The 26,334-nt window shown below is 66.0% G+C and carries 21 protein-coding genes; 17 read left to right on the plus strand and 4 right to left on the minus strand.

What is annotated here, in order from left to right; translation table 11 throughout:
* Nucleotides 1–13 precede the first annotated feature (13 nt).
* From JSV65_07355 to JSV65_07370, 4 genes are all read left to right on the plus strand, one after another.
* A complete protein-coding gene (locus JSV65_07355) occupies nucleotides 14–1,825 on the plus strand; it encodes a hypothetical protein (protein UCH36160.1) in 1,812 nt (603 codons plus the stop codon).
* Between the two features lie 64 nt (nucleotides 1,826–1,889).
* Nucleotides 1,890–2,969 (plus strand): Gfo/Idh/MocA family oxidoreductase, encoded by a 1,080-nt coding sequence (locus JSV65_07360; GenBank protein UCH36161.1) that lies wholly within the window; start codon nucleotides 1,890–1,892, stop codon nucleotides 2,967–2,969.
* Nucleotides 2,932–3,804 (plus strand): class I SAM-dependent methyltransferase, encoded by an 873-nt coding sequence (locus JSV65_07365; GenBank protein UCH36162.1) that lies wholly within the window; start codon nucleotides 2,932–2,934, stop codon nucleotides 3,802–3,804. Before JSV65_07360 ends, JSV65_07365 begins: the two co-directional genes overlap by 38 nt.
* Nucleotides 3,805–3,851: 47 nt before the next feature.
* On the plus strand, nucleotides 3,852–4,580 hold the full coding sequence (locus JSV65_07370; GenBank protein ID UCH36163.1) for a creatininase family protein: 729 nt from the start codon (nucleotides 3,852–3,854) through the stop codon (nucleotides 4,578–4,580).
* Nucleotides 4,581–4,606: 26 nt separating this feature from the next.
* Here JSV65_07370 and JSV65_07375 read toward each other — a convergent pair whose 3' ends face one another.
* Nucleotides 4,607–6,553, minus strand: coding sequence for a hypothetical protein (locus JSV65_07375; protein UCH36164.1), 1,947 nt, complete (start codon nucleotides 6,551–6,553; stop codon nucleotides 4,607–4,609).
* Nucleotides 6,554–6,750: 197 nt separating this feature from the next.
* Here JSV65_07375 and JSV65_07380 point away from each other — a divergent pair, with 197 nt between their 5' ends.
* Nucleotides 6,751–7,980 (plus strand): hypothetical protein, encoded by a 1,230-nt coding sequence (locus tag JSV65_07380; GenBank protein UCH36165.1) that lies wholly within the window; start codon nucleotides 6,751–6,753, stop codon nucleotides 7,978–7,980.
* Nucleotides 7,981–8,037: 57 nt separating this feature from the next.
* On the opposite strand, the gene JSV65_07385 is transcribed toward JSV65_07380, so the two are convergent.
* Together JSV65_07385 and JSV65_07390 are read right to left on the minus strand one after the other, a co-directional pair.
* On the minus strand, nucleotides 8,038–9,207 hold the full coding sequence (locus tag JSV65_07385; protein UCH36166.1) for a mechanosensitive ion channel family protein: 1,170 nt from the start codon (nucleotides 9,205–9,207) through the stop codon (nucleotides 8,038–8,040).
* Between the two features lie 57 nt (nucleotides 9,208–9,264).
* Nucleotides 9,265–9,858, minus strand: a complete 594-nt coding sequence (locus JSV65_07390) for a flavodoxin family protein (GenBank protein UCH36167.1) — start codon at nucleotides 9,856–9,858, stop codon at nucleotides 9,265–9,267.
* A gap of 230 nt (nucleotides 9,859–10,088) precedes the next feature.
* Here JSV65_07390 and JSV65_07395 point away from each other — a divergent pair, with 230 nt between their 5' ends.
* The 11 genes from JSV65_07395 to JSV65_07445 all read left to right on the plus strand — a co-directional run bounded on the left by JSV65_07395 (nucleotide 10,089) and on the right by JSV65_07445 (nucleotide 24,181).
* Nucleotides 10,089–10,712 carry a hypothetical protein gene (locus JSV65_07395; GenBank protein UCH36168.1) on the plus strand — a complete coding sequence of 208 codons (624 nt, stop codon included), beginning with the start codon at nucleotides 10,089–10,091 and terminating at the stop codon, nucleotides 10,710–10,712.
* Between the two features lie 66 nt (nucleotides 10,713–10,778).
* Entirely contained in the window at nucleotides 10,779–11,645 is an 867-nt protein-coding gene (locus tag JSV65_07400; protein ID UCH36169.1) for a nitroreductase family protein, read from the plus strand.
* A gap of 174 nt (nucleotides 11,646–11,819) precedes the next feature.
* The gene (gene lpxC / locus JSV65_07405; protein UCH36170.1) at nucleotides 11,820–12,644 is read left to right on the plus strand and encodes a UDP-3-O-[3-hydroxymyristoyl] N-acetylglucosamine deacetylase; all 825 of its coding nucleotides are present in this window, start codon (nucleotides 11,820–11,822) and stop codon (nucleotides 12,642–12,644) included.
* Nucleotides 12,645–12,962: 318 nt separating this feature from the next.
* Nucleotides 12,963–13,826, plus strand: a complete 864-nt coding sequence (gene lpxA, locus JSV65_07410; GenBank protein ID UCH36171.1) for an acyl-ACP--UDP-N-acetylglucosamine O-acyltransferase — start codon at nucleotides 12,963–12,965, stop codon at nucleotides 13,824–13,826.
* A 22-nt stretch (nucleotides 13,827–13,848) separates the two neighbouring features.
* Complete coding sequence (gene lpxB / locus JSV65_07415) at nucleotides 13,849–15,030, plus strand: lipid-A-disaccharide synthase (GenBank protein UCH36172.1); 1,182 nt, start codon at nucleotides 13,849–13,851, stop codon at nucleotides 15,028–15,030.
* Entirely contained in the window at nucleotides 14,999–15,589 is a 591-nt protein-coding gene (locus JSV65_07420) for an isoprenylcysteine carboxylmethyltransferase family protein (protein ID UCH36173.1), read from the plus strand. Before lpxB ends, JSV65_07420 begins: the two co-directional genes overlap by 32 nt.
* Nucleotides 15,586–17,412: an ABC transporter ATP-binding protein gene (locus JSV65_07425; GenBank protein ID UCH36174.1), complete on the plus strand. Its 1,827-nt coding sequence runs from the start codon at nucleotides 15,586–15,588 to the stop codon at nucleotides 17,410–17,412. Before JSV65_07420 ends, JSV65_07425 begins: the two co-directional genes overlap by 4 nt.
* A gap of 125 nt (nucleotides 17,413–17,537) precedes the next feature.
* Nucleotides 17,538–20,027 carry a tetraacyldisaccharide 4'-kinase gene (gene lpxK, locus JSV65_07430; GenBank protein UCH36175.1) on the plus strand — a complete coding sequence of 830 codons (2,490 nt, stop codon included), beginning with the start codon at nucleotides 17,538–17,540 and terminating at the stop codon, nucleotides 20,025–20,027.
* Nucleotides 20,028–20,032: 5 nt separating this feature from the next.
* Nucleotides 20,033–20,965 carry a hypothetical protein gene (locus JSV65_07435; protein ID UCH36176.1) on the plus strand — a complete coding sequence of 311 codons (933 nt, stop codon included), beginning with the start codon at nucleotides 20,033–20,035 and terminating at the stop codon, nucleotides 20,963–20,965.
* A gap of 27 nt (nucleotides 20,966–20,992) precedes the next feature.
* Nucleotides 20,993–21,982, plus strand: coding sequence for a glycosyltransferase family 9 protein (locus tag JSV65_07440; GenBank protein UCH36177.1), 990 nt, complete (start codon nucleotides 20,993–20,995; stop codon nucleotides 21,980–21,982).
* A 78-nt stretch (nucleotides 21,983–22,060) separates the two neighbouring features.
* Entirely contained in the window at nucleotides 22,061–24,181 is a 2,121-nt protein-coding gene (locus JSV65_07445; protein ID UCH36178.1) for a glycosyltransferase, read from the plus strand.
* 86 nt (nucleotides 24,182–24,267) lie between these two features.
* Here the strand turns inward: JSV65_07445 and JSV65_07450 are convergent, their stop codons facing one another.
* Nucleotides 24,268–25,083, minus strand: a complete 816-nt coding sequence (locus tag JSV65_07450; GenBank protein UCH36179.1) for a class I SAM-dependent methyltransferase — start codon at nucleotides 25,081–25,083, stop codon at nucleotides 24,268–24,270.
* A gap of 95 nt (nucleotides 25,084–25,178) precedes the next feature.
* On the opposite strand from JSV65_07450, the gene JSV65_07455 reads away from it, so the two are divergent.
* Entirely contained in the window at nucleotides 25,179–26,183 is a 1,005-nt protein-coding gene (locus JSV65_07455; GenBank protein UCH36180.1) for a glycosyltransferase family 2 protein, read from the plus strand.
* Nucleotides 26,184–26,334: the final 151 nt, after the last annotated feature.

The following is a 26,334-nucleotide window of genomic DNA, read 5'->3' on the forward strand; positions in this document are numbered from 1 at the left end:
GGGGAGGGCAGAGATGATGCGCAATGCGGTGGTACTCGCAGCGCTGGCGACGTGCGCGCTACTGTACGCAGCACCGGCGTGCACGGAGGGTGATGCCGTGCCCAAGAAGCTCATCCAATACGGCTGGGGCATACCGACGCCCGGCGACATCTGCGGCAACATTCGCGAGATGGAGCAGCGGCCGTTCGACGGGCTCATCTTCACCGTGCCCGGCATGGGTCGAGTATTCATGTTGGCGGAGTGGGACGAAGAGCAGGTCGAATCCGAATTGAAGCTGCTGCGCGAGATTGAATGGCGCAAGTTCACGGACAACTTCCTCATCATGTGGGCAGCGTCGGATATGGACTGGTTCAGCGACGGCGATTGGGAGATCGTGCTGCGCAACGTCGGTCTGATGGCGCAGGCGGCCGTCGCGGGGCGCTGCAAGGGTCTGTGCTTCGACGCCGAACCGTACGGCGACAACCCGTGGTCGTACGCCAATGCCCTGCATGGCGACGAGAGATCCTTCGCCGAATACCAGGCCCAGGCGCGCAAGCGCGGCGCAGAGTTCATGCACGCTATCACCGAGCACATGCCCGACGTCGTCCTGCACACGTTCTTTCAGCTTTCCTACTTCGCGGACATCGCGACCGAACCCGACGCGGTGCGCCGCGAGGAACTCCTGTCGCGCGAGCACTACGCACTGCTCCCCGCCTTTCTCAACGGCATGTTGGACGCCGCGGGGCCGGAGGCGGTCATCACGGATGGGAACGAGTCGGCCTATTACTACACCGACCCGTGCTCGTACTATCGGGCGTACCACCAGATGCGGCAGACCGTGCTGCCTCTCGTGGCGCCGGAGAACGTGCGCAAGTACCAGGCACAGGTGCAGGTGAGCCAGGCGCTCTACGTGGATCAGGTGTTCAACCTGCGCCAGGGCATGCTGCTCCTCAGCTCGGTGCTGTCGCCAGACGAGCGCGCGCAGTGGTTCGAGCAAGACGTGTATTACGCGCTTGCCACTGCCGACGAGTACGTCTGGTGCTACAGCGAGCGCATGAACTGGTGGGACAACGGCGATATCCCGCGCGGCCTGACTGAAGCCATTGAGTCGGCGCGGCGCAAACTCGCGAACCGCGAACCGCTGGGTTATGATATGTCCGATATGCTGGACGACGCGCACGAGCGGCTGCGCGAGGGACTGGAAGCGAAGATCATTCGCCGATCCGCCGACATCCCGGCGCGCCCCGCCGGGACGCCTGCGCCGGTGATTGACGGCAACCTCAACGAGCCCGTGTGGCGCGCGACCAGACCCCGTGAGCCGTTTCTGCCGTACGTCACGAACCCGAATGATACAGTTCAGGCGGCGACGACGGCTCGCGTGACGTATGACGAGGAAAACCTGTACATCGCGCTTCAATGTGAGGAACCGGAGCCGGGAGCGATGCGCATCCTGGGCGAGAAGCGCGACGATACCGGAGTGTGGCTCGGCGACAGCGTGGACATCTTCCTGTCCGTGGGCGAGGGGCCGACGCCGTTCATTCATTTGATACTCAATGCCGCGGGCGTGAAATGGGACGCGTACTGCACCGAGGGCGCTGAGGACCTGGGCTTCAATCCCGAGTGGGAAAGCGCGGTGGCCATCGGCGATAGCGCCTGGTTCGCGGAGGTAGCGCTCCCGTGGTCGGAAATGAAGGTATCTGCGCCGGCGCCTGGCGACATGCGGCGCGCCCAGCTCGGGCGACAGCGAATACCGGGCCGCGAACACAGCACATGGTCCAAGGTTTTCGACCGCTTCGTCGCGCCGCGGTACTTCGGCCGGTGGGTGTTTCAGGCCAGGAGCGGCTGAGGTTGCCCACTGCGAGACGGCACAGCGGCTCGCCGTCTCGATGCGGGTGGGCATGGAGGCACGGATGAGATTTCGCTGCGGCGTGGTCGGGCTTGGCCGGGGGCGATGGTTCGTCAAGGCGCTCGCGGGTATCGAAGGCGTGGAGGTCGCGGCGGTCTGTGACCCGAACCCCGCGACATTCGCCGAGTTCTCGGGGTTGGCCACATATACAGACTATGAACGGTTCCTCGACGAGGAGTTGGACATCGTTGCGATCGTGAGCCCGGGCCCGGCGCACGCGGCGCAGACACTCGCGGCGCTGGAGCGGGGCGCGCACGTGCTGTGCGAAACGCCGTGTGTGTACTCCATCGAGGAAGCGCGCCGCGTCGTGGCCGCGGTCGAACGGAGCGGGCTCAAGTACATGCTCGCCGAGAACTACATCTGGATGGATTGGTGCACGTCGCTGCTGGAGATGGCGGATGCGGGCCGCTTCGGGGACATCGTCTATGCCGAGGGCGATTACACTCACGACTGTCGCGATGCGATGCTCGTGGATGAGGGCCGTTCCGTGCCGTACGCGGAGCGCCGGCGGCACCCCAACGCGACGAAGACATGGCGCGCGACGCACCTGCCGCCGATCCAGTACTGCTCGCACACCCTCGGCCCGCTGCTGAGGATCATGAACGACCGGGTCGTGTCGGCGTTCGGGTTGAGCATCGCGGGCAAGGCCGCGCCCGACTTGGTTGCGACGGATCTCGAGTCGGCGCTTCTGCAGACCGAGCGCGGCGCAATCATCCGGCTGACTAATGGATTCGCCGTCGCGCATCCCATGGCGTTTTACTACAATGTCGTCGGGACGCAAGGCTCGGCGAAGGTCATCAATGCGGGCGATGTTATGGGCAAGTGGTGGTCGGAGGTAGGAGTGAATCCTCAGGGCTGGCAGGAACTCCCGGTGGCGTTCTGGCAGCACCGCGATGGCGTGGGCGACCTCGAGGCCATGGTGGGGGAGTTTGTCAACAGCGTCCGCTGTGACACCAAGCCGCCGATTGATGTCCACGAGTCCATGGACATGACCGTGCCGGGCATCGTTGCCCACGAAGCCGGCCTGCGCGGCGGCGTTAAGCTGGATGTACCTGACTCGCGGACATGGGGGAGCGACGAGTGAGGGAGCGGCCGAGTGCTGGCCCTGCGGCCGGGCGGTGCGGTGCGAAGCGACGGCGGAGGACACGGTGAGCAGCGATTGGAGCACAGATGAAGCGGCAAGACGGTGGGACCTGCACGCGGAGGCGCTAACGGCGGGTTACACGGCGGAAGGCGACGTCCACCGTGCGGTCTTGCTCAACCCAACCCTGCTCGAACTGCTCGGCCCGGTGCAGGGCAAGCGGATACTCGACGCCGGCTGTGGCGAGGGATATCTGAGCCGGATGCTGGCGAGTGCCGGCGCGCGCGTCGTGGGCGTTGACTACTCCGGGAAGATGATTGAGATCGCGCGGTCGAGGACGCCGGGGGATCTGGCAATTGAGTACGTCCACGGCAACTGCGAGAACCTGGAGTTCATCGCGTCCGGCGGATTCGACATCGTCGTATCCAACATGGTGCTGCAGGATCTCGCGGATTATCGTGCCGCGATTGCTGAGTTGCACCGCGTGCTGGCGCCCGGAGGGGCTTTGATCTTCGCGATCCTGCACCCGTGCTTTTCGACCCCGGGATCCGGTTGGGTCACCGACGAGAATGAGCGGAAGCTGCATTGGCAGGTGGATGGGTATTTCGGGGAAGGCGTGATTGAGTTGGAGTGGCCGAGGGGTGCCGAGCAAGGTTTGCTGTACTTCCGCAGGACCCTGACGAGCTACTTCGAAGCGGTTCGGAACGTCGGGTTTGTGATCGACAGGCTGGTGGAGCCGAAGCCGTCCGAGGAAATGTTGGTGAAATACCCGGAATTCGGGGACGACCTCCGCATGTGCCACTTCCTGGTCTTGCGCGCGATCAAGCAGGCGCGGTGATTCGACCGGCGCCGAGCGGCCGCATGCGAAGGTCGAAAGGAGATGCAATGGACAGGGCATTGACACGCGACGTGCAGATGCAGTTGATGCGCCCGAGGCAGGTTGAAGAAGCCGCGCGGCGCTTTCCAGTGGTGTACGTGCCGTTCGGATTGATCGAGTGGCACGGGCCGCATTTGCCCTTGGGCAACGACGCGCTGAAGGCGCATGCGATTCTGGTGAAATGCGCCGAGCAGTCCGGCGGCGTGGTCTACCCGCCGGTGTGGTTTCACGCGGATTTCGATCAGCAGTGTCTCGTGTCCGTCATCACCGAACTGTTCGACCGTCTGAAGAAGATGGGGTTCCGCGTAATCATCGGCGTGTCGGGTCACAATATCGACAAGCAGATCGAGATGATCAATCGCGCGCTGGAGCCGGTCGTCGCCGACAGCAGCGTGGTCGGCATCGGCCTGTGGGAGGTCACGCTGAGCCAGTGCGAGGACTCCAGCACGGACCATGCGGCCAAGTGGGAAACGTCGAACATGCAGTTCTTCTATCCGGAGCTGGTGGATCTGGGCGAGCTGCCGGGGGGCGAGATCGGCCCTGACTGGAACCGCGAGTTGGGCATCGGCGGCCTCGATCCGCGCGCGCACGCGAGCGCGGCGGTTGGCGAGCGGAACTGCGAGCTGGCGGCGGAGGCGATCGGCCGCAAGGCGCAGGGACTGCTGGACTCCCTTCCCGCGGAGCACCGAAGCTTCGCGCTGCCGCGGCTATCGCCCGAGCACTGGTGGTCGGTGTAACGTCCGGGCACTCCGCGCAGCGTGCCTCACGGTCCCGGGAACAGATCCCGGCCCTTCATGCCCAGCGCGGCGTCCACGGCGAGCCATATGGCGACGCTTGCGAACTCCCCAATGATCATCCCGAGGAAGGCCGGGCGCAGCGTTCGGTAGGGCCGCAGGCCGCCGTAACGCAGGACGATCGCATTGATGATCCAGCCGAGGAAGATGGAGAATGCGATGCGATCGAAGGTCCACGTGCTCCCCATCAGGTAACCGATCGGGCTGAGCCGCCACCAGATGAATGCGCGGTTCATCTGGATGAGAAAGAGCATGACGCCCATGCCGATGGAAAGGAATGTCAGGCTGAACGTGTTGAGCGGCTCCATCGCATCGAGGTTGCCCTTGAGGCGATTGAACAGCCACCGCGGCATTTCCTCGATCTCGCCCATGCCGAGGCCGCCGCGATGATAGATCATCCGCAGGCCGCCGACATATGACACGACGATCGCCACCGCGAACGAGGCGCCGATCGCGGCGAGCAGCGGCCCCGGGCGCAGTCGCGCGGTGTGGCCGATCTTCATGCTGTCCGTCAAGTAGGGTATCTGACACGTGCTGATGTCGTTGACCGCGACCGCCTGCTGGATATAGACGACGGTGAGGTTGGCCGGCCCGACGATGGAGGTGCCGAGGTTCTGAATGAGAACATCGCTTGGCACCCAGGAGATCTCGACGAAGAACAACCCCGCGGAGGCGATGATTCTGGCGAGCGCGATCATCGTCAGGTAGTAGATGAGAAGCGCGACGGCCATGATGCCCCACGACATACCTGCCGCGAGGCTCCATCCGGCGAGCACGATCGTACCAACCGCGAGCCCGGCCAGCGCCCACCGGAGTTGGCGGGCCTCCTCGATATCCGCCCCGTCGGCGGACGCCAACACCTTGCGGGCACGCTTCCCCGCCGACCACAGCAAGAAGCCGCCCATGAGCAGGAACGCTCCGACCTCCTGATTGCGGAAGAAGTTCGTCGTGTTCCATCCATGCAGCCCGCCCGGACCGCTCAAGCCGTACACGCCGATGAGCAACCGCTGGAACTTGTTCAGCGCCCAGAAAAGCCAGACGCTGATGCCGACCTCGGCGCTCAGCAGATAACCCAGCCCGACGAGCGCCGGGTAGATGAAGAGCTTGGTGTTCTTCAGCTCACGCAGAGGGCCTGACGTGACATCGCCGATGAGCACAATGCCGCTGATGCGGGCGTGCGGCATTGCGGGCAGGTACGCGTCCATGTTGTTGATGATGCCGAAGAGGAGTACCGGGACGAACCCGAGCCACAACCACTTGTTGCGGAAGAAGGCGCTACCCGCGGTCGGCCGCGCGTCCAGCGGGCCGATGATCTCCAGCGGCACGCTCGCGAGCGGAAAGACGAGGCGCTCCTCCTCGATCCACTGGCGACGGACGAGCACGGCGAGCGAGGCCATCGAGAGCAGGAAAGCGAGCGCGAACACGGCCCATGCCAGCATCGGCGTGAACCACAGGCCCCAGGGGATGGATTCTCCCGGCGGCAGGCCCTCGTAGAACCACTTGACCGCGTTGCGGTCTCTGACCGTCAGCCAGGGCTGGAGATACGGGTGGATCATGGACGCGAACTTGTTCTCGGGGCTCGCCAGGTAGAACGCGCCGGCGATGGTGGGAAGGACGTAAGCCAGGAAGGCCGTGCCCGGCACGCCCGCTGGGACGAGCATCATCACATAGACCGTGAGCAGTTCGCGGCCGGTCAGCGCCCAGGTCCGCCGCATGCGTCCGAGGGCCGTGTTGACGCCCGCGATGAGGAAGAGAAAGAAGAGCAGCGACCCGATCGGGAGATGATTCGCCGCGATCTGCGATCCCGTGAGGACCAGGCTCGTGTAGGGCGTGATCACGGAGAGAAGCGCAATGGAAGCCAGGCCGAAGATAACGGCCCGTGGTGTCACGCCTGTAAGCCTGAACGTCTTGCGCAATGGGGCTCTCTGATCTCAGTGCGGTCGGCCCGGCAGGATTTCGGCACAGTCCTTGGATGCTCCTCTCGGGCGACGCTGTGCTCACTCGTGCGTCGCATGAAACACGGGCAGGCTCGTCACAACAAGTGGGCCGCGTTGTGGAATAATCGCACGGACGGCGCGAAATCGCTTGTGCTGCCGCCCGGAGGCGCTTTGCTTTGCGACCTGGTCCCATTGTAATGATTAGCAGTTACGCCCCGCGCTTGTGCGGTATCGCGACCTTCTGCGAGGAGGCACGCGAGTTCATCCAGAACCACCACCCGGATCGCGATGTGCTCGTCGTAGCGCACAACGACGGTCACGGCTACGGGGTCTTTCCGCTGATTGACATGAGCCGTCACGACTGGTGGCGCGCGGTTGCCGACGGCATCGCGGAAATTGATCCCGCGGTGATACATATCGAGCACGAATACGGGCTGTACGAGTACCGTGACGCCCGCGGGTGTGGCGACGGCAACGAGGGGTTTCTCAAACTGTTGGATGCCTTGAAGCGCTGGCCGGTTGTCGTGGAGCCGCACACCGTGCACGGCCGGCTGCGGGATTTCGAGGCGAACTTCATCTTTCAGCTCACGGAGCGCGCTGACATCGTCATCTTCAAGTGCCATTACCAGAAATGGCGGCTCGACTGGACGTTCCACTCCTACGGCTGGCCGACTCCGCGCAACATCATGGTCATCCCTCACGGTGCCCGCCCCGACCGCATGTGCCACCCCAGCGACATCCCGCGCCTCAAGCAGGAACTCCGGCTTAACAGTTGCTCGTACCTCGGCGAGCACCTGGTCGGCCTCGTGGGATGGATTCAGAGCAACAAGCGGTGGGACATCCTGACCTCGATGTGGGAGGACATCGCCGCGGAGATCAAGCAGCGCACGGGAGACGAATGGGATCTGCTCGCCGCCGGCGAGTGGCGCGACCCGGCGCATCAAGCCGACTTCGAGAGATACGCCGCGGACCTCGAGCTGCTGGAGGGCAAAGGCCTCGCGCATTTCTACGAGTTCGTGCCGCGCGGCAGCCTGTACTACAAGGTGATGGCGGTGTGTGATTTCGTGGTGCTGCCGTCGGTGGACGAGACGCAGTCCGGCACGCTGGCACGCATCATCGCGCTCAACAAGCCTTATGTCACGACCGCGCCGATGGAGGGGCTGACCGCGCAAACCTTGGAGAGCGGCGGCGGCTTGCTCTTCACGAACAAGCAGATGCTGCGCGACCAGGCAGTGCGTCTGGCGTGCGATGAGCCGCTGCGCCACGAGCTGGCTGGCAATCTGCGGCGGTATCTGCTGGAGAAGGTGTCCTGGGACGTCGTCGCCGGCCAGTATGCCGAGGCGTACGCGCTGGCAACGGCCGCGTGCGAGCGCAACGAGCCCGCCGAATTGCCCCTGGAGTTCTAGCCCGCCCGTTCGCCGTACACCGAGACCGCCGAGCGAGGGAAGCTTGATGGCCGCGCGTCAGCCCTCATCCTCGTCGAGGTCCCCCTCGCCCAGTTGCGCAGCGCGCACGCGATCCGGCGATGGCGCGTGCGCGGGAGCGGGCGCCTTGGCGCCCGGCCGCTTCATGATCACCGTGCGGATGGGGAATGGGATCTCGATGCCTTCCTCCTTGAAGCGCCGGTGCAGCGCCTTGACAAACTCGGATTGAAGGACGTACTGGCTGCCGAATTCATGGACGCGCAGCACCGTGACGAAGGTGATAGCGAAATCCCCGAATTCCTTCCAGCGCACGACCGGCTCCCAGTCGAGGGCAGAGCCGGGCACCCGCTGCATCACTTCCCGAGCGACCTCAATCGTAACGTCCTCGACGTGCTGCAGATCGCTGTCGTAGGCGACGCCGCACCACACGTACACCGACATCTCCTGCTTGGGCAGGAAGTAATTCGTCAGCACGCTTTGGCTGAGCTTCTGGTTCGGAATCACGACCACGTTGTTCGCCCACAACCGCACCTTCGTATTGCGCCAGCCGATTTCCTCGACAAACCCTTCCTCGCCGGACTCGAGCTTGACGAAGTCCCCGACCGCAACCGGCCGGTCGATATTGAGATAAAGCCCGGCGAACAGGTTCGCGAGGGTGTCCTGGAGCGCGAGCGCGATGGCGAGGCCCCCGATGGCGCCGCCGGCGAGTAGCGGGCTGATCGAGACCCCTGCCGCTTGCAGCACATATAGAATGCCGATGGAGAGCACGGCGATGTTGACGATCTTGCGCGCGAGGCCCGCCTGCGAGCTGATGTCCCGTGGGTGCTCTGCGTGCTCCGCGGCGCGTTGCACATACCACGATACAATTGCGTTGAACAGCCTGAGCAAGGTGATGACGGCGAGCACGGCCCATGCGACGGCCAAGGCCTTGCCGAGCCACTTGCTCGCAAGCTCGTTGGACTGGACGGCCTGAAGGGTGTTGAGGGAATGGTAGATTCCGAGCAGGAGCAGGCCCCAAATGATCAGGCCGCGCACCGGCACCAAAACCAGGTCATCGAGTTCGGTGTCGGTTCGCCTCACCAGGGGTCTCAGGATGCGCAGCCACAGCAGCCGCACCGCGAGCATTGCGAGGAGAAAGGCGCAGAATACGACGCTCGCGACCAAGGCATCCTTCGCCCACGGGGCAAGCTCTCGCAGTGCATCCACCATTGACACGCTCCTTCCCTGGTTCCAGTCAGCTCGCGCCGTAAGTGGCGACGCGCTCGGCTACTCAGCGGGCCGGCTGCCGGGCGCGACGAGCCGACGGCCTGCCTCCCGGGCCTGCTCGATCGTCTCCGGCCGCGACCACACGTCGCCCAGGGAGTCTATGCCGTTGACGAGCACGGGCGGTGTCGCCTCGACATCGAGTACGTGAAACACCGGTCTGATCACCGCCAGCGCTCCGTCGAACATCGTCGGGATGCGCGTGCCGCTGGTCGAGATGAAGAGCCCCTTGCGGCCCTCAGGTCGCGGCGCGACGAGTTGCTTCACGACATACTTCTCCGCCCAGCATGCCTGACAGCGGTCGAACACCGCCTTCAGCCAGGCGCTCACGCTCCCAAAGAAGATGGGCGACGCGATAATGAGCCGTTCGGCGGTACGCAGCAGCGGATAGATCTGTTGCATGTCGTCGCGGACGACGCAGAGCCCTGTCTCGCCACACCCGCCGCAGGCGCGACACGGCGATATGGTCATGTCGCCGACGCGAAAAGCGTGCACCTCAGCCGCACCGCCCTCCGACGCGCCCTCGACTGCCGCGTGCATCAGAGCCTCGCTATTGCTCCGTTTGCGAGGGCTACCCGCGAGCGCAAGAATCCTCACGACTAGCATCCTTGTGGGTGCTGAGACTGGACTTCCCAGTGTATCGAGGTTCTACGTCTTGACCGCGAAGCCTGCCTGAAAGCTCGACAGACCCGCGTTCGAGTGTTCAGCATCCGGCCTGCCCCGGGCCGATTGCGCTGGCCGAGGCACGCAACGTCGATTCCCGTTGCAGGTGCCGAGGTGTCGCTGCGTCGAACAACAGTGCGAAGACTCCCGAGGAGAGATGCAGTATGTTGTTCAGACATGCCAAGGACGCTCAGTTGAAGATGGGGCGTCTCGTTGCCATCATTGTCGCGGTCGGCGCGGTCATCGCGCTGCCGTCGTGCGGCGGCAAGTCGGAGCCCGTCAAGCCGATTGGGGAGTGGACGGCTTACAACGCGGAGGGCGGCGATTACAGCATGGAAGTCCCGGCTGACTGGACACGCACTGAACGAGGCGGCGCAGGGGGGTTCGAGACGACGGTGCGCGCGAACCGGAGCAACTGGGTAGTGGTGAAGAAGCAGATTCTGCCCGGCGGGATGGAGGCGAAGCTGAACCGCAGCGATACGCGCGAGCCGGCGATCATCGAGGCGGTCCAAGGGCACTACGGCAAACTGGAGTCGGGATTCGAGGAGTTCCGCGGCGACGCGCCTGAAGTTGGCGACGCGGGGGGCGCGATGGCCGGGTTCGGCAGTTTCACGTGCAGTAAGAAGGCCGGTTTCGGCGGAGGCACGGTTGACTTGATGGGCAGCACCGTGCTCATATTCGGGCTGAACAATGTGTACGTCTTCGATGCGTTCGCGGACGCCGAATCGGCCGATGTGGTGACGGCAGCTCTCGAGCGCATGCTCGACACGTTCAAGTTCGAGGAGTAGGCGCGGCTCGCGGCAGCCGCGCGCGGCTACCGCGGATGGTGAAGCCGTATCAAGAAGGGAGTGAATGTGGGCAACATAGGGGTCGATCTCGATAAGTGCGTCGCGTGCGGGGCATGTGTCGAAGAGTGTCCGGCTTACGTTTTCTCCATGGCCGAAGATGGGGCTTCGGTGGTCGCGGAGGAGCGGTGCATAGTCTGCGGCCACTGCGTTGCGGTGTGCCCGGAGGACGCCGTATCGCACCGCGGGTTGGCGGGCACGTACGACGCATTCGACGCCGCCCTGGCGGTGGACCCGGCGGCGGCGCAGCAGTTGATTCGCTCGCGTCGCAGCATTCGCTGCTTCACGGAGGATCCGGTTTCAGACGATGACCTGGCGACGCTTCTGAACGCGGCGGTATATGCCCCCAGCGCGCACAACGACCAGCCGTGGCAGTTCGCCGTGATCCGCGGGCGCGACAAGTTGTCGGCAGTGGCCGACGCCGCCGTCACCTTCATGCACGGTGTGCTCCGTCAACTCGACAGCCCGCAAGGGCGAGAGGCGCTCGCCGCCGCCCTCCCGCCTGCGATGTTCGAGACGCTCAAGGAGATAGAACCATCGCTGCGACTCATCGTCGCCGCGCACCGGGCGGGGAATGATATCATCTTTCGCGGAGCGACGGCGCTGATCGTCATTCACGCACCGCGCGCGATGCCGTCGGGTGTCGAAGACGCTCACTACGCGGCGGCGAACATCATGCTCATGGCCCATGCGATGAACCTGGGTACCTGCCTGATAGGCTATTTGGCCGGGCCTGCGCGCTACAGTCGCGACGTCGCAGCCGCTGCGGGCGTGCCGCCGGAGAATGAGTTGTGCGTTGCGCTGGTCGTGGGGCATCCAAAACATTCGTATCCGCGCATCGTGCCGCGCCGGCAGGCGCCGATCGAGTGGCTGTAACGCAGCGTACACAGCGGATGGCGACGGTCACGGCGTGCCGCGCGCAACGAAGCAATCACCGCAAATCGCCATCGGTGTGGGGTTTGCATTAGCAGGGCGGTCGTGGTATAATGCTGCGTCGCGGGATGTCGCAGCAGAAGTCAAACTCCAACCCGCGACAGGCGGAGTAACAGCATGGCCGCTCGTACCACTCTGGCCCGCCCCATTACGACTGATGGAGTGGGCCTGCATTCTGGTAAGCCTTGCCTCATCGAACTCAGCCCAGCCCGTTCCGGCGAGGGCAAAGTGTTCACGCTTGCCGACGCGCCGAGCGTGACGGCGGTCGCGAGCCACGTCGTGCGCTGGGAGCGCTGCGTGGCGCTGGGCAACTCGGCGGGGTCGGTGTACACCGTGGAGCACCTGCTTTCGGCACTGCACGGGATGGGGGTTCACGACGTCCACATCAAGGTCAACGGGCCCGAGATCCCGGCGATGGACGGCAGCGCCCTCGGGTTCGTGAAGTTGATTGATGAAGCGGGGCTGCGCCGTAACGGCCGGCTGCGTCGCTACCACCTGCGCTCGGCGGTGTGGGTGCAGGAGAACGGCAGACTGCTCATCGCACTGCCGTCAAACGAATTCCGCATCAGTTGCGTCGTGGACTATTCCCATCCGCACCTCGGCCGCCAATTCGCCTCGTTTCGCGTTGACCCCGAGACGTTTCGCAATGAAATCGCGCCTGCCCGCACGTTCTGCTTCGAGGAGGACATCAAGGAGTTGCGCGCCGCGGGTCTGGCCATGGGCGGGTCGGCGAAGAACGCGCTGGTCATCGGCAATCGGGGCTACACGTCGCCGCTCGTCTTCGCGGACGAGGTCGTGCGCCACAAGGTGCTGGACCTCATCGGCGACACGAGCCTGGTCGGCGTGCCGTTCACCGCTCACATCGTGGCCGTCCGCCCCGGACACCGGCTCAACGTCAGGCTCGCCCGCGAACTCGCCGCCGGATTGGGCGTGGACGCGTAGTCGTTGGCCTCAGGAGCGCTGCCGTCCACTCCACCGCTCGCACCACGGTCTGCGGCCCATCGCATGGATGCGAAGCCCTGCTTGCCGACGCACGCCTGAGAGAGCGGCACAATCGGCGGGGTCGAGCGGAGCCGTCGTCGGATGACGCGTGACGGCGCGCGCTTTCCCCAGCCGTCATGCATCGGGCTCGGCATCGGCCAATCTGGGCGCTCCACCTCCGGAAGGCGAAGGGCTGGGTGAAGCGGAATAGGTACTGGCGATCCTTGGCAGGAACCACGAGCAAGGGGCGTTGACATTCGATAGTCCACAGGTGAAGCCGTGACTAGCCATCACCCAACCGCCATAATCAATGAAGGCGCGCAACTCGGCGTTGATGTCAGTGTCGGCGCATACGCGATCATCAGCGGGCAGGCCGTGATCGGCGATCGGTGCCGGATCGGCCCACACGTGTTCATTGACGGCCACACCCAGATCGGGGCAGACACCGAGATCCTGTTCTGCGCCGCACTGGGGTGCCCGCCGCAGGACCGCAAGTACAAGGGCGAGCCGACGTCGCTCATCATCGGCGAGCGCAACATCATACACGAGTACGTGACGATCCACCGCGGCAGCCGCGAGGGCACCGCGACCCGGGTGGGTGACGACAACATGATCATGGCCTACAGCCACCTCGGCCACAACTGCGACGTCGGCTCCGGCGTCACCATGGTCAACAACGCGGTCGTGGCGGGGCACGTCGTGATCGAGGACCGGGCCATGATCAGCGGGCTGGTGGGGATCCACCAGTTTACTCGGATTGGCAAGCTGGCGATGGTGGCCGGGTATTCGAGGGTGGTGCAGGATGTCCCGCCTTTCATGATCGCCGAGGGGAGCCCGGCGCGCGTACGCGGGCTCAATGTGGTGGGCCTGCGGCGGGCGGGCGTTGACGCCGACGCGCGCAACCTGCTCAAATCCGCCTACCGCATTCTCTACCGCTCAGGGCTCAACCTGTCCCAGGCGCTGGATCACATCGCCGAGGAACTGGAGGAGACCCCGGAGCTGCAGTATCTCGTGGACTTCCTCAATCAGTTGAAGTTTGGCTACGTCGGCCGGCAGTTCGACCGGCCGCCGTCGGGGCCGCCGGTTGCGGCAGAACCGGCGGACGAGGAAGAGGCACTGGACGACGAGGCGGGGCCGAGTTGACGCGCCGCCGGGAGCCGGCGTTATGGAAGTGTTCATAGTCGCCGGTGAACCGTCGGGCGACCGCCAGGGCGGCGCGCTCGCGCAGGAGATTCGACGCCTCGAACCGCGCGTGAGGATTGCCGGGGTCGGCGGCCGCGCCATGGCAGCCGCGGGCGCGGCCCTGGTGTTCGACAGTTCGGGCTGGGCCGCCATCGGGGTGGGGGAGGCGCTCAAGAAGATACCGGGCCTGTGGCTCAAGCAGCGGGCCATGGTGCGGCGGCTCCGCGAGCGGCCCCCGGCCGTGCTGATACTGATAGACTTCGGCGCATTCAACCTGCGGCTGGCAACAGCGATTCAAGGAACCGGCATCCCCATCCTGTACTACTTCCCTCCTCGCTCCTGGTCGCGAGATGCCCCAACCGGCGACCTGACTCAACTGGTGGATGCGATTGCGACGCCGTTTCCGTGGTCACAGCGGGTGCTGTCGGGCGGCAGAGCCCAGGTACGCTGGGTAGGTCATCCACTGGTGGAGCAGGTGCGGCCGGCATTATCGCCTGCGGCCGCGCGGGAGCGCTGGGCAATCGGCGAGGATGAGCGCGTGGTCGCGGTCGCGCCCGGTAGCCGGGCGCAGGAGCTGCGTTACCTGCTGCCGGAACTCCTCGGCGCGGCGAGACTCCTCAACGCTGATGTTGCGGATCTGCGCTGGGTAGCAAGCGCGGCGCCCGGAGTGCGGGAGGAGCAGCTCCGGCAGAGGTTCGCACGGGTCGGCATAGAACCGATTGTCGTGGGCGGGCTGAACCCGGACCTGCTGCAGATCGCCGATCTCGCGCTCGTTACATCTGGGACGGCGACGCTCGAGTTGGCGATCCTGGAAGTGCCGATGGTCGTGGTGTACAAGGTGTCGCCGACGACGCGCTTGCAGTACGAGGTCGTGCGCAGAATGCGGGGGCCGCTCCGGTATATCGCGATGCCCAACGTGATCGCGCAGCGCGCCGTCGTGCCGGAACTAATCCAGGAGCGAGCCGGCGCGGCGTCAATCGCGGCCGAAGGGCGCAGGCTTCTCGACGACCGCGCCGCGGCCGAAGAGATACGCCGCGAGCTGCGCGCAGTCGTCGCGGAACTCGGACCGCCCGGCGCGTCCGCACGCACCGCGGCGATGGCGCTCGCGCTTGCCCGCCGCCAACCGATCGAAGATGGATGTATCGCGTTTCCTGTTCCTCAATAGGATGATTGCGACGCGGCTTGCGGCCGTCGTCATCGTTGCCGCTTTTTGGCTGCTCGACGTGCGGCCGGGCGTGGGCGCGCTGGCGGCCGGCACGCTGCTCGCGCTCGCCGGCGAGGCCCTTAGATTCTGGGCCGCCGGTCATTTGGTCAAGGACCAGGTACTCACCGTGACGGGTCCCTTCGCGCATACTCGGCACCCGCTGTACGTGGGCAGCACGCTCATCGGCATTGGGCTCTGCGTCGGCTCCCACATCTGGTGGTCCTACATATTGTTCGTCGTGGTCGTCGCAGCGTTCTACGTGCCGACGGCACTATACGAGGAGAAGCGGCTGACGCGCACGTACGGGGACGCGTACGTGCGCTACCGTGGAGCCGTGCCCGCACTAGGCGTCAGACTGAGCAAGTATCGCGCGCTCGCATCGGGTGCGAACGATGACTCGGACAGCGGGTTTGCCTGGCGGCGGATACCGAGAAACCTGGAGCAGTACGCGGCTGCTTCGACGCTGCTCCTGCTCGCCGCGCTGTGGGCGAAGCTCGCCTTCGTCGGAGGTGGCGTGTGAGCGATTTCTGGCGAGTGGTGCGTCTGGCGCTGCCCTACCGGTGGGTGGTCGCGGTCGTGATCCTGTGCATCGCGGTGGCGACGGTGGTGGACGCAGGGGTGTTTCCGGTGCTGGCAGGGCTGATCTTGGGCGGGCTGTTTCCGACCCACGGCGACATCGGAAAGCTGCGCGAGGTCCTCGCGCATGTGGGCCTGTTTCGCAGGATGGAGGCAGGGATCGGGGCCGACCCGCTGGTGTGGCTCCTGGTGCTGTGTGGGGCGATGATCGCGACCTACGCGGTGCGGGGTGCGGCGCTGTTTGGCTCGATGTATCTCGGCCAGTTCGTCGCGCAGCGGGTCATGTTTTCGCTGCGGGAGCGCATCTACTCACGAGTGCTGCGCCTATCGCTGGCGTTTCACGAGCGCCACGCGGTCGGCGAGCTGATGAGTCGAATGACCAACGATGTCATGCTCATCCAGAACATGGTGAGCACGCAGTTGGCGGACGCGATCGGCGTCGCCATCACGGTGATCGTGGGCGTCGGCCTGATGCTGGCGATAAGCTGGCAGCTGACCTTGCTGGCGCTGTTCTTGGTGCCGATAATGGCGTTGGTCATCGCGCGCGCGGGCAACCGGATGCGGCGCGCTCAGCTCAACGTTCAGCAGCGGCTGGCCAGCATCTCCGCACGCATCCAGGAACGATTGTACTCGATTCGTATCATACAGAGCTTCGCCCGCGAGCAGCACGAGGAGGAGCGGTTCGCCGAACTCAATACGAGTAACGTGGATGCCAACTTGCGCTCGGTGCGCATTGTCGCCTTGCTCGGGCCGCTGGTCGAATTCATCGGGGTTCTCGGCATGGTCGGCGGGATTGCCTTCGCCGGGTGGCAGGTGACGCGCGGCGTTCTCAGCGCCGATGATGTCGCCGCGTATCTGTTCGCGGTTCAGCGCGTCGGTCAGCGTTTCAGCAAGATCGGTCAGATCAACCTGTCGGTCCAGCAGGCTCTCGCGGCAGCCCGTCGCATCCTGGAGGTGGTGGACCAGGAGCCGACGGTCCGCGATGCCCCCGATGCTGTGCCGCTGCCGCGGGTTCGGGGCGACGTGCGATTCCGCGACGTGTCGTTCGCCTATGGAGACGGGGGCGACGAGGCGCTGCGTGGTATTGAGGTGGAGGTGCAGCCCGGGGAGGTCATCGCGTTGGTGGGGCCGAGCGGGGCGGGCAAGACGACGCTGGTCAACCTGTTGCCGCGGTTCTACGACCCGACCTCGGGCGCGGTGGAGATTGACGGCTGTGATCTGCGCGGGGTGACGCTGAAATCATTGCGCGACCAGACGGGCATCGTGCCGCAGGAGACCATCCTGTTCGGCGGGAGCATCTACGACAACATCCGCTACGGCAAGATGTACGCGACGCCCGAAGAGGTGTTTGCGGCGGCGCGCGCAGCGAACGCGGAGGAATTCATTAGGGCAATGCCGCAGGGATATGAGTTCGACGTCGGCGAACGCGGCCTGCGCCTGTCCGGCGGACAGCGCCAGCGCATAGCGATCGCACGCGCGTTGCTCAAGGACCCCGCCATTCTGGTGCTCGACGAGGCGACGAGTTCGCTGGACATGGAGTCGGAGGCTCTGGTGCAGGACGCGCTCGAGCGCCTGATGAAGGGGCGCACGACGTTCATCATTGCCCATCGTCTCCCCACGGTGCGCAACGCCGATCGCATACTAGTGCTCGATGAGGGTCGCATCGTCGAGCACGGGTCGCACGACGAGTTGGTTTCGCGCGGAGGGCTCTACGGCAGGTTGTACGAAATGCAGTTTCGCGATGCGCCCGCCCGCGAGCAGGGCTGACCCGCGTTGCTCATGACGCGTTCGGGCTCCGGCCGTCGTGGATGACTCCGACGAGCGACTTGAGGCGGACATGGAGCGGGCGCCGCCGAGCCGCGACCGGTATCAGCAGTGCAGGTTCGCCGATCATGGCTGTGCAACACCCCGTAAGCAAACCATCGCCGACCATTCTGACCTGGCCGGCGCCGGCACCGGAGGCGCTGCCGGCGTTCGATTGGCGACTGCTCCTGTACAACCTGGCGCAGTTGTTGTTCGCGCCCCTGCTTGGCCTGTACGTGCTGTGGCGCATCGTGGTGCGCGGGAAGCTGCGTGCGGGCTGGCGCGAGCGCCTCGGCTTTGTGCCGGCCGCCGGTCGTCATCGTCCCGGCGGGCCGCACATCTGGCTTCACGCAGTCTCGGTCGGCGAGGTCGCCGCGGCCTCGTGCTTGCTCGACACCATCAAGCGCCGCATGCCCGCGGCGCGCGTCGTGCTCACGACGACCACCGCCACCGGCCGCGAGATGGCGGAGAGAACGTGCCGCGGGGCGGATGCCGTCTTTTTCTTCCCTTTCGACTTGATGCCGGCGGTGGAACGAGCGTTCGATGCGATGCGTCCGGATCTGTGCCTGCTGACCGAAAGCGAGTTATGGCCCAACTTCCTGTCGTCCGCTCGCCGGCGCGGTGTGCCGACGATGGTGGTGAATGGCCGCGTGTCGGACCGAACGTTGCGCCGCCTGCGCTTGCTGCGGCCGTTCTTCCCGTGGATCGTGCGCCGCGTTGACCGGTTCTGCATGCAGTCCGACGGGGATGTCAGGCGTATCGTGCATTTCGGGGCCGATCCGCGGCGGACCGCCAACCTCGGCAATGTCAAGTTCGACCAGATCATCGCGCGCGTGCCTGCCGACGGGCGGGCGGAGCTTGCGCGGGAACTCGGCGTCGCCGGCGCGGAAACCGTCGTGCTCGCCGCCTCGACCCACGCGGGCGAGGAGAGGACTGCGCTGGACGCGTTTCACACTGTGCGACAAGTGGACCCCGCGGCGCGGCTGATCATCGCCCCGCGGCACATCGAGCGCGCCGCAGAGATCGAACAGGCGGTCGCCCAAGCCGGCCTACGGTCGCGGCGGCGCACCGACGGCCCGTCCGCGTCGGCTGAAGGGCCCAACACCGTCGTCATTCTGGACACCATCGGCGAGCTGGAGCGGGTGTACGCGGTGGCGACGGTTGCGTTCGTTGGGGGCAGCTTTGCGCCGATCGGCGGCCATAACGTTCTCCAGGCCGCGGCGCAGGGCGTCCCGTCTGTGTTCGGCCCGCACATGCACAATTTCCGCGACATTGCGGCGATCTTCCTCGACACCGGTCTCGGATTCCAGGTACAGCGGCCGGATGAGTTGGGGCCGAAGCTGGCGTGGCTGCTCGAAGAGCGCAGCCGCGTGCGCGCGATCGCTGACCGCTGTGCGGAGGTGCTCGCGCGGCACCGGGGCGCAGCCGATCGGTGCGTGACCGCGGCGGGGGAAATGCTCAGTTACCGGCCCCCGGGCGTAGAGGCGACGCCCACCAGGCAGTTCCACGCCTTTGCTCTAGGCGCGCTCTCCGGGGCCGACGGGAGTAATGGGGCACGCCTGTTGGTGGCGCTCCTCACGCCGGCGTCAGTCCTGTACTGGCTGGGGCTCAAGGTGAACCGGCTGATGTATCGGATTGGGCTGGCGCGGGTGACCCGGTTGCCCGCGCGGGTGATTAGCATTGGTAACTTGACGACAGGCGGCACGGGGAAGACGTCGGCTGCGGCTGTGCTCGCCGCCGCGGCCGTCGAGAGCGGAAGCCGTCCGGCGATTCTCAGCCGCGGCTACGGCCGACGCGACCGGCAGCGAACCGCGGTGGTATCGAACGGCGCGCGGCTGCTCGCGAATCATGTGACTGCCGGCGACGAGCCGTGCCTGCTGGCGAGGAAAGTAGCGGGCGCAGCTGTGCTCGTGGGCAAAGACCGCCGCGAAACCGGCCGCAAGGCGGTGGACGCCTTCGGCGCCGATGTGCTCATACTCGACGATGGATTTCAGTACTGGCGGCTGGCCAAGGACTACGAGATCGTTCTGGTTGACGCGTTGGCGCCGTTCGGGAGCGGGCTCCTGCTCCCGGCCGGGATTCTACGCGAGCCGGTAGACCACATCCGACGCGCGGATGCGGTGTGGATCAGCCACGCCGACCTCGCAGGCGCGAACCGCGTTGCAGCGATCCGGGCTCGGTTGTCGCGTTTCTTCGACGGGCGGATTATCGAGACGGTTCACCGGCCGGTCGAGTTACGGTCGCTGGATGGAGGCGAAACGCTGGAACCTGCGGAATTGAGAGGTAAGCTCGTCGCGGCGCTGTCCGGGATAGGCAACCCGCTTGGATTCGAGTTGACCCTGGAGCGACTTGGGGCGCACGCTCTGCCGGTGCGCTTTCCGGATCATCATCGCTTCACGCCTGAGGATTGCGCGAAGGTGGAGCAGTTCGCGCGGCGGCGCGGTGCGGTGATCGTGACGACCGAGAAGGATGCGGTGCGCCTCGACGTCGACGCTTTCTCAACGCCGGTGTGGATGCTTGAAGTGGCACTGGTTGCGGCGAAGGCGGGAGTCGCCCTGACGTCGGCGGTGGAGAGGTAGATCGGGTGCGAGAGCTTCGCTGGCGACAAATACAGCAGTTCGTCGGTCGCATCATGCTGCTCTTTCTGGCGCGCTACGCGCACCTCATCCCGCGCGCCATCCTGTATCCGCTGGCGCGCGCGCTCGGCTCGTCGGTCATGGCGATCTCACCGCGCCACCGACGCATCGTCATGAGCAACCTGCGCCTGGCCTTCGGCGCCGAGAAATCCGAGGCCGAACTCCGGGTCATCGCACGGCGCTTCTATCAGAACTTTGCGAAAGGCCTGTTCGAGTTCTTACGCATGCCGGCGATGACGCGCGAGGAAATCAAGGCGACCGCTCGACTGGAGGGCGAAGAGCATCTCCAGCAGGCTATGGCGGCCGGCCGGGGTGCAATTCTCATCAGCGCCCACTACGGGAACTGGGAGACGGCCGCTGCTTATTTCGCGATCTCGGGTTATGGCCCGCTCAACGCCATTGCACGGAGCCAGCGCGATCAAGAGGTGACGGAATTGCTGACCAGCGTGCGCACCTATGGCGGGCTGCGGCTGGTGCCGCGCGAAGGCGCAATCCGCGAATGCACTGACCGTCTGGCGCACAATGAGTTGGTCGGGATTATGATTGACCAGAATGCAGGCGACCACGGGGTGTTCGTGGAGTTCTTCGGCAAGTTGGCGTCAACCGCGGCGGGCGCGGCGGTCCTGGCAATCCGCACGGAGTCTCCGGTGATCGCGGCCTTCTGTGTCCGGCAGCCCGACGAAACCCAGAAGTGCATCATCCTCCCACCCCTGAGGATTCAACGCACGGGCGACGTCGAGAGTGACGTTGTGGCGAATACCGCAGTCTTCACGAGAATCGTCGAGCAGGCCGTTCGCGAGCACCCGGATCATTGGTTCTGGCTGCATCGGCGCTGGAAGGCGCGGCCGCCGTGGGAGCGCGGGAAATCCGAATGGGACTGAGCGGTCCGCCGACCGGTGTCACGACCTATGGCGTTTTCGCGCATTCTCATAGTCAAGCTCAGCTCGCTGGGCGACGTCATCCACTCGCTGCCGGTGGCTGGTGCGGTGCGACGCCGGTTTTCCGACGCGGAGATCTCGTGGCTGGTAGGGCCGGCATCGGCGAGCGTGGTGGGCATGTGCCGGCACGTAGATCGAGTCGTCGTGTGGGAGCCGGGCAGACGCAGTCGGCTCGCGCTGGCCTCGGATCTGCGTGGGGTTCACGCGCGGGTCGCCTTGGACATGCAGGGGCTCTTGCGCACCGCCGGACTTGCGTGGCTCAGCGGCGCGCGATGGCGCATCGGCTTCCGCTCTTTCCAGGAGGGCGGGTTCGTGCTCTGCAACCTGCGCGTCGTGCCGCCCCGCACCGATATTCACGCGGTTGATGCATATCGCGAGTTCGGTCGGCGCCTCGGTGCCGACGATGGATCGCCTGACTTCGGCCTCGCGGTGCCGCGGTGGGCGCAACGGCGCGCGGCGGCGCTGGTTCCCGCCGGCCGGGGCGGGCGGAGGATCGCCCTTCTGCCGGGCACGCGTTGGCCGACGAAGAAATGGCCGGCGCGGCACTTCGCGGCGCTGGCGAGAGACCTAGACGAACTGGGCGCGCAGTCCGTCGTGCTGGGCGATCGCGACGACCGGCTAGACGGCTCCACGATCGCGTCGGCTGCTCCTCACTCCGCGGTTGACCTGACCGGGCGGACGTCCCTGGTGGAGTCGGCTGCGGTCATCGCTCACTGCGACCTGGCGGTGGGCAACGACTCCGGCTCGATGCATCTCGCAGCCGCGCTGGGCACACCAGTGGTGGCGCTGTTCGGGCCGACCGACCCGGTGCGGACCGGGCCGTATGGGGCGGGGCACGCCGTGCTGGAAGCACCGGTCCCGTGCGTGCGATGCCGGCGCCGCAGGTGTCGTTTCCCCTGCATGGAGAAGTTGCGCCCGGAGATTGTGCTGCAGGCGGTGCGGACACGCCTCGGCTGGTAACGGCAAGCCGGCGCTAAGGCTGCTCGCGGCGGCGGACACGGCTAGGACCGAGGGAGCGATGCGCGGGGTCGCGGTGACATGAGCGCACTCACCATACTCCATCTGCTGCCGTGGCTGAACTACGGGGGCGTCGAGAAGTACGTCATCGGCCTCAGCGCGGCCCTGCAGCGGCGCGGTCATCGCTGCATCATCGTCAGCAGCGGCGGAAAGCTGGAAGGAGAGGCGGACGCCGCTGGCATCCGCCACATTCCACTACACATCCGCGGACGGCGCGGGCTTTCCGCCGTCCCCAGACTCGCTGCAATCATTGACCGCGAGCACGTTGACCTGCTCGCCGCGCACAACTGGACCGCGGGCGCCGTTGGCTTCCTGGCGAGCCGGCTGGCGCGTATCCCGTACTGCTTCACGGTTCATGGGATGCGCGAGCCGATCCAGCGTTTCCTCGTGTACTATTGGGGAGAGAAGGTGATCACGGTGAGCGCGGCCGGCCGCGACCACCTGATACGCAAGTTCCATCTCCCGCCCCAGCGCGTCGTGACCAGCGTGATCGGAGTTGATGCCGAGAGATTCCGCCCGGGCCCTCCGGCGTTGTCGCTCGTTCATGAACTCGGCCTCGACCGCGCGGCGCCCAAGATCGTGCACGTCAGCCGTTTCAGTCGAGGCAAGGGCGAGGTCGCGCTGCGTTTGATCGAGGCGGCGCGGGGGATCGAGGGCACTGCCCCCGGCTTCCAGGCAATCATCGCCGGTGTTGGAGCACTGGCTGATGAGATTGCAGCTCGCGCCGACGACGCCAACCGTGGCCTCGGCCGCCGCGCGTTTGTGTTTGTCGGCGGCCGGTCCGATGTGCCGGAGCTGATGAGCCTAGCCGACGTCGTCGTAGGGACGGCTACGGTCGCGTTGGAAGCGATGGCGTGCGGCAAGCCGGTCGTCGCGGCGGGCAAGGCGGGTTTTGTGGGTGTTGTAACGCCGGAGACCCTTGCGGCGGCGAATGCGACGTGCTTCGGCGATCACGCAGCCCCTGAACGGGTTACGTTCGACAACCTTGCAGGAGCCATCGGAGGCGTGCTTTCCGATGCCAGCAGGGGCGAGGAACTCCGCGAGTTCAGCAGGCGAGCGGTACTGCGTTCGTTCACGATGGGCCATGCCGCGGAGAGCGTCGAGCGCGTGTACGGTGACGTGTTGTCGGGGAGCAGGCCTGTGCGCCGCATCGCGGCATTCCACCTCAACCAGGTCGGCGACTTGCTCTTCTCTCTGCCGACGCTCGCTGCGCTGCGGCGGCGGTTCCCGCACGCGGAGATCACCAGCGTACTGCGGCCGAATCTGGCCGAGTTGATGCAGGAGTGCCCGTTCATAGACAACGTCATCCTTCGTCGGGGCGGCGTCGCGCGCGAAATCCGCGTCGCGCAAGAGCTGCGGCGCCGCGGCGTTGACGTTGCGGTCGCCTTCTCGCAGTCCTCGTCAACGGCGTTGCAGACATTCGTCTGCGGGGCGCGCACGCGGATCGGTTTCGTGGATGCGGACACGGGCTGGCTGTTGAATCGGCGGGTGCACGTACGCGGCCTGCCGTGGCCGGGGAAGCTCGGGCGACTGGCCATATGCCTCGGCGCGGATGCACCGGGCAGTAGTTATGTTGGTATGCTGCGCATCCCATCGGCTGTGCGCAAGCGCGCTGGCGCGCTGCTGCAAGGCCACGGGGTCGAGTCTGCCGCAAGGCTTGCGGTTATCGCCCCTGCCGCATCCGGCCGGCAGCGATACAAGGGGTGGTACCCGGCGCGGTTCGCGGAGGTCGGTGACTATCTGCACGAGCGGTGGCGCACGACGGTCGTGCTGGTTGGCGCGCCGGGCGAAGCGGTCGAGGTCAGCCGGGTCGCAAGCGCGATGTCGGCGCGGGCGGTAAACCTGACAGGCGAAACAAGCACCGGTGAACTGGCGGCCATCCTCGAGCGCGCCGACCTGCTCGTGGGTGTGGACAGCGGCCCGGTTCACCTTGCCGCCGCGATGGGCACTCCCGTGGTGGTTCTATTCGGGCCGACTGACCCATCGCGCACCGCGCCGCAGGGAGAGGGACACGAAGTGGTGACGGCGGGGCTCGATTGCGGTCCCTGCACGAAGCCCTGCGCGACTATGGAGTGCATGAAGGCGATAACGGTGGAACTGGTGACTGCGGCGGTGGACAAGGTCTTCGCGCGGGCGAAGTAGCGTGGAGTGGTGATACTCATGGGCGGAGCGCGCGACGAGTTCCTCTTCAGTCCCTGTGGCGCGCGTTTGGCTGTGAGCTGCCGGGCCTACTTCCTGGCAATGGCGCCGACGCCGGTGCCGGGATAGCGGCGCGCGAGGATGCGCCGGAGAACGCCGAGCACCGGGATGCGCTTCAGTCGTTCGCGCGCGCAGGATGAAGGCGAGCGCCAGATCTGGAGGATCGTGAATCCCGCTTGACGTAGCATCGCCTCCAGCGCCATCGGCGCGAAATGCCAGCGGTGGTATACAGGCTGCCACCCGTGCCATGCCAGGCCAAGCACGCGCGCATCGTAAGACTCGTAGTTTGGCACCTCGACGGCAATGATGCCGCCCGGCGCCAGCCACCCACGTATCTTGCTCAGCGCGTTGAGTGGGTCTGCGAGGTGCTCCAGGACATGCCATGCGGCGACGACGTCGAGCGCCTCGGCGGGGTAAGTGGCGTCCTCGAGCGAACTCACCTCGACGCGGAGCCCAAAGTGGCGACGGCAGAAGTCCGCGGCGGCGCTGGAGATGTCCATCCCGCGCACGTCGAACCCGCCTCTCCGCGCCGCCTCCAGGAAGTAGCCGTGGCCAACGCCGATCTCCAGCAGTCGTCGCCCCGGCGCGGCGCGGCGCACCCGGGCCATACGGCGCCGCTCAACGCGCACCGAGCGTTCAATCTCAGCCGGTGACGGCTCAACGCCGGCTCGCTCGCAGTGCAGATACGCCTCATTGTATGACGGCTCGTCGGTAACGTCGAGCGTCCCCGCCAACCCGCACTGCTCGCAGCGTACGATCTTTGTCCCGGCGACCTCGATCAGAAGTGAGCGCCCATGCGCGCCGCAGAGGTAGCACCGGCCGGTGTCTGTGGTGTGTGGACTCATGTGAATTGACAGGCGGCGGCGTGCCGCCGTCGAGCAACCGGGGCGAGTGGATCGTGGCGCCTCGCATAGCTTGAGCGCCGCCGGCATTGCCCTCCGTGGCCGCCGCGAGAGGGCCGCGCGCAGGCGAACAGAATCATCTGTTCCAGACCATGACCGCGAACGACCCGAAATGCGCCGCCGGCGGCCAGCCGGCCCCGGACCCCGCGCTCACGTTCATCATCATCACGTGGAATAGCCGGCACGTCATTGGCAAGTGCCTGGAAACGCTGCGCGCGACGCGTGGCGGCTGCCCGGGCGTCGTGGTCGTTGTGGACAACGCTTCCACCGATGGCACGGCCGAGGCCGTCGCGAGGGCGTGCCCCCAAGCGCAAGTCGTGCGGCACCAACGCAATCTGGGGTTTGCCGCAGCCGCGAACCGAGGCTTGGCGGCGGTGCGAACGCCGTTCGCCGTCATCCTGAACCCCGACACCTTTGTTTCCCCGGATATCGCTGTCGAACTGGCGCGGCGCATGACGCACATGCCCGAAGTCGGCATCGCCACCTGCCGTCTGCTGACGCCCGCCGGCTCCGAACATCCTTCGTACGGCCTGCGTTACCCCGGCGAGCGGCGCGCGATTGCCACCGGCGCCACCGGCGGCCCGGGAGTGCTTGAGGTCGCGTACGTGTATGGGGCGCTCATGGTCGTCCAGATGGACGCCGCGCGGCAGGTGGGGCCGTTCGACGAGCGATTCTTCATGTACTACGAGGACGCGGACTGGTGCTGTCGGATGCGCCGCGCGGGATGGCGCGTGGTGCTTTTCGCCGACCGCTGCGCAACACATCTCGGGGGCGAGTCCTCCACCGGCGTGTCCGGCCCCAGCGTCGCCGAGCGCTACTTCCGCTCCGAGTTGCTGTTCCGGGGAAAGCACTACCCCGGCGCAAGCCACTGGTACCTGCTCGCCAAACGAACCGTGGCGACTATCATTCGTCTCGGCACGTACAGCTGCCTCTGTGCTGTCAGCAATCATCAGGGCCTGTGGCGTAAATGGATCAAGTATCGAGCGCGGGCGGCGGTCCTGATGGAGTATCTGCTCCAGCGCCCGACCGCCGACCAGCGTTAACCGGACCGCCGTTCGCCGGGCTTGCAGTGATGGCAGCCGCGCGCAGGGCGCGTCGCCAGTTCCCACAACTTTGCCTCCCACAACATGACCTGTGATGCGTCGAACAGCGCAAGGATGAGCCCCGCGGTCCCGTCGAGCAACCCGAGACGCA

It is taken from the genome of Armatimonadota bacterium (assembly GCA_020354555.1).
Taxonomy (GTDB): domain Bacteria; phylum Armatimonadota; class Hebobacteria.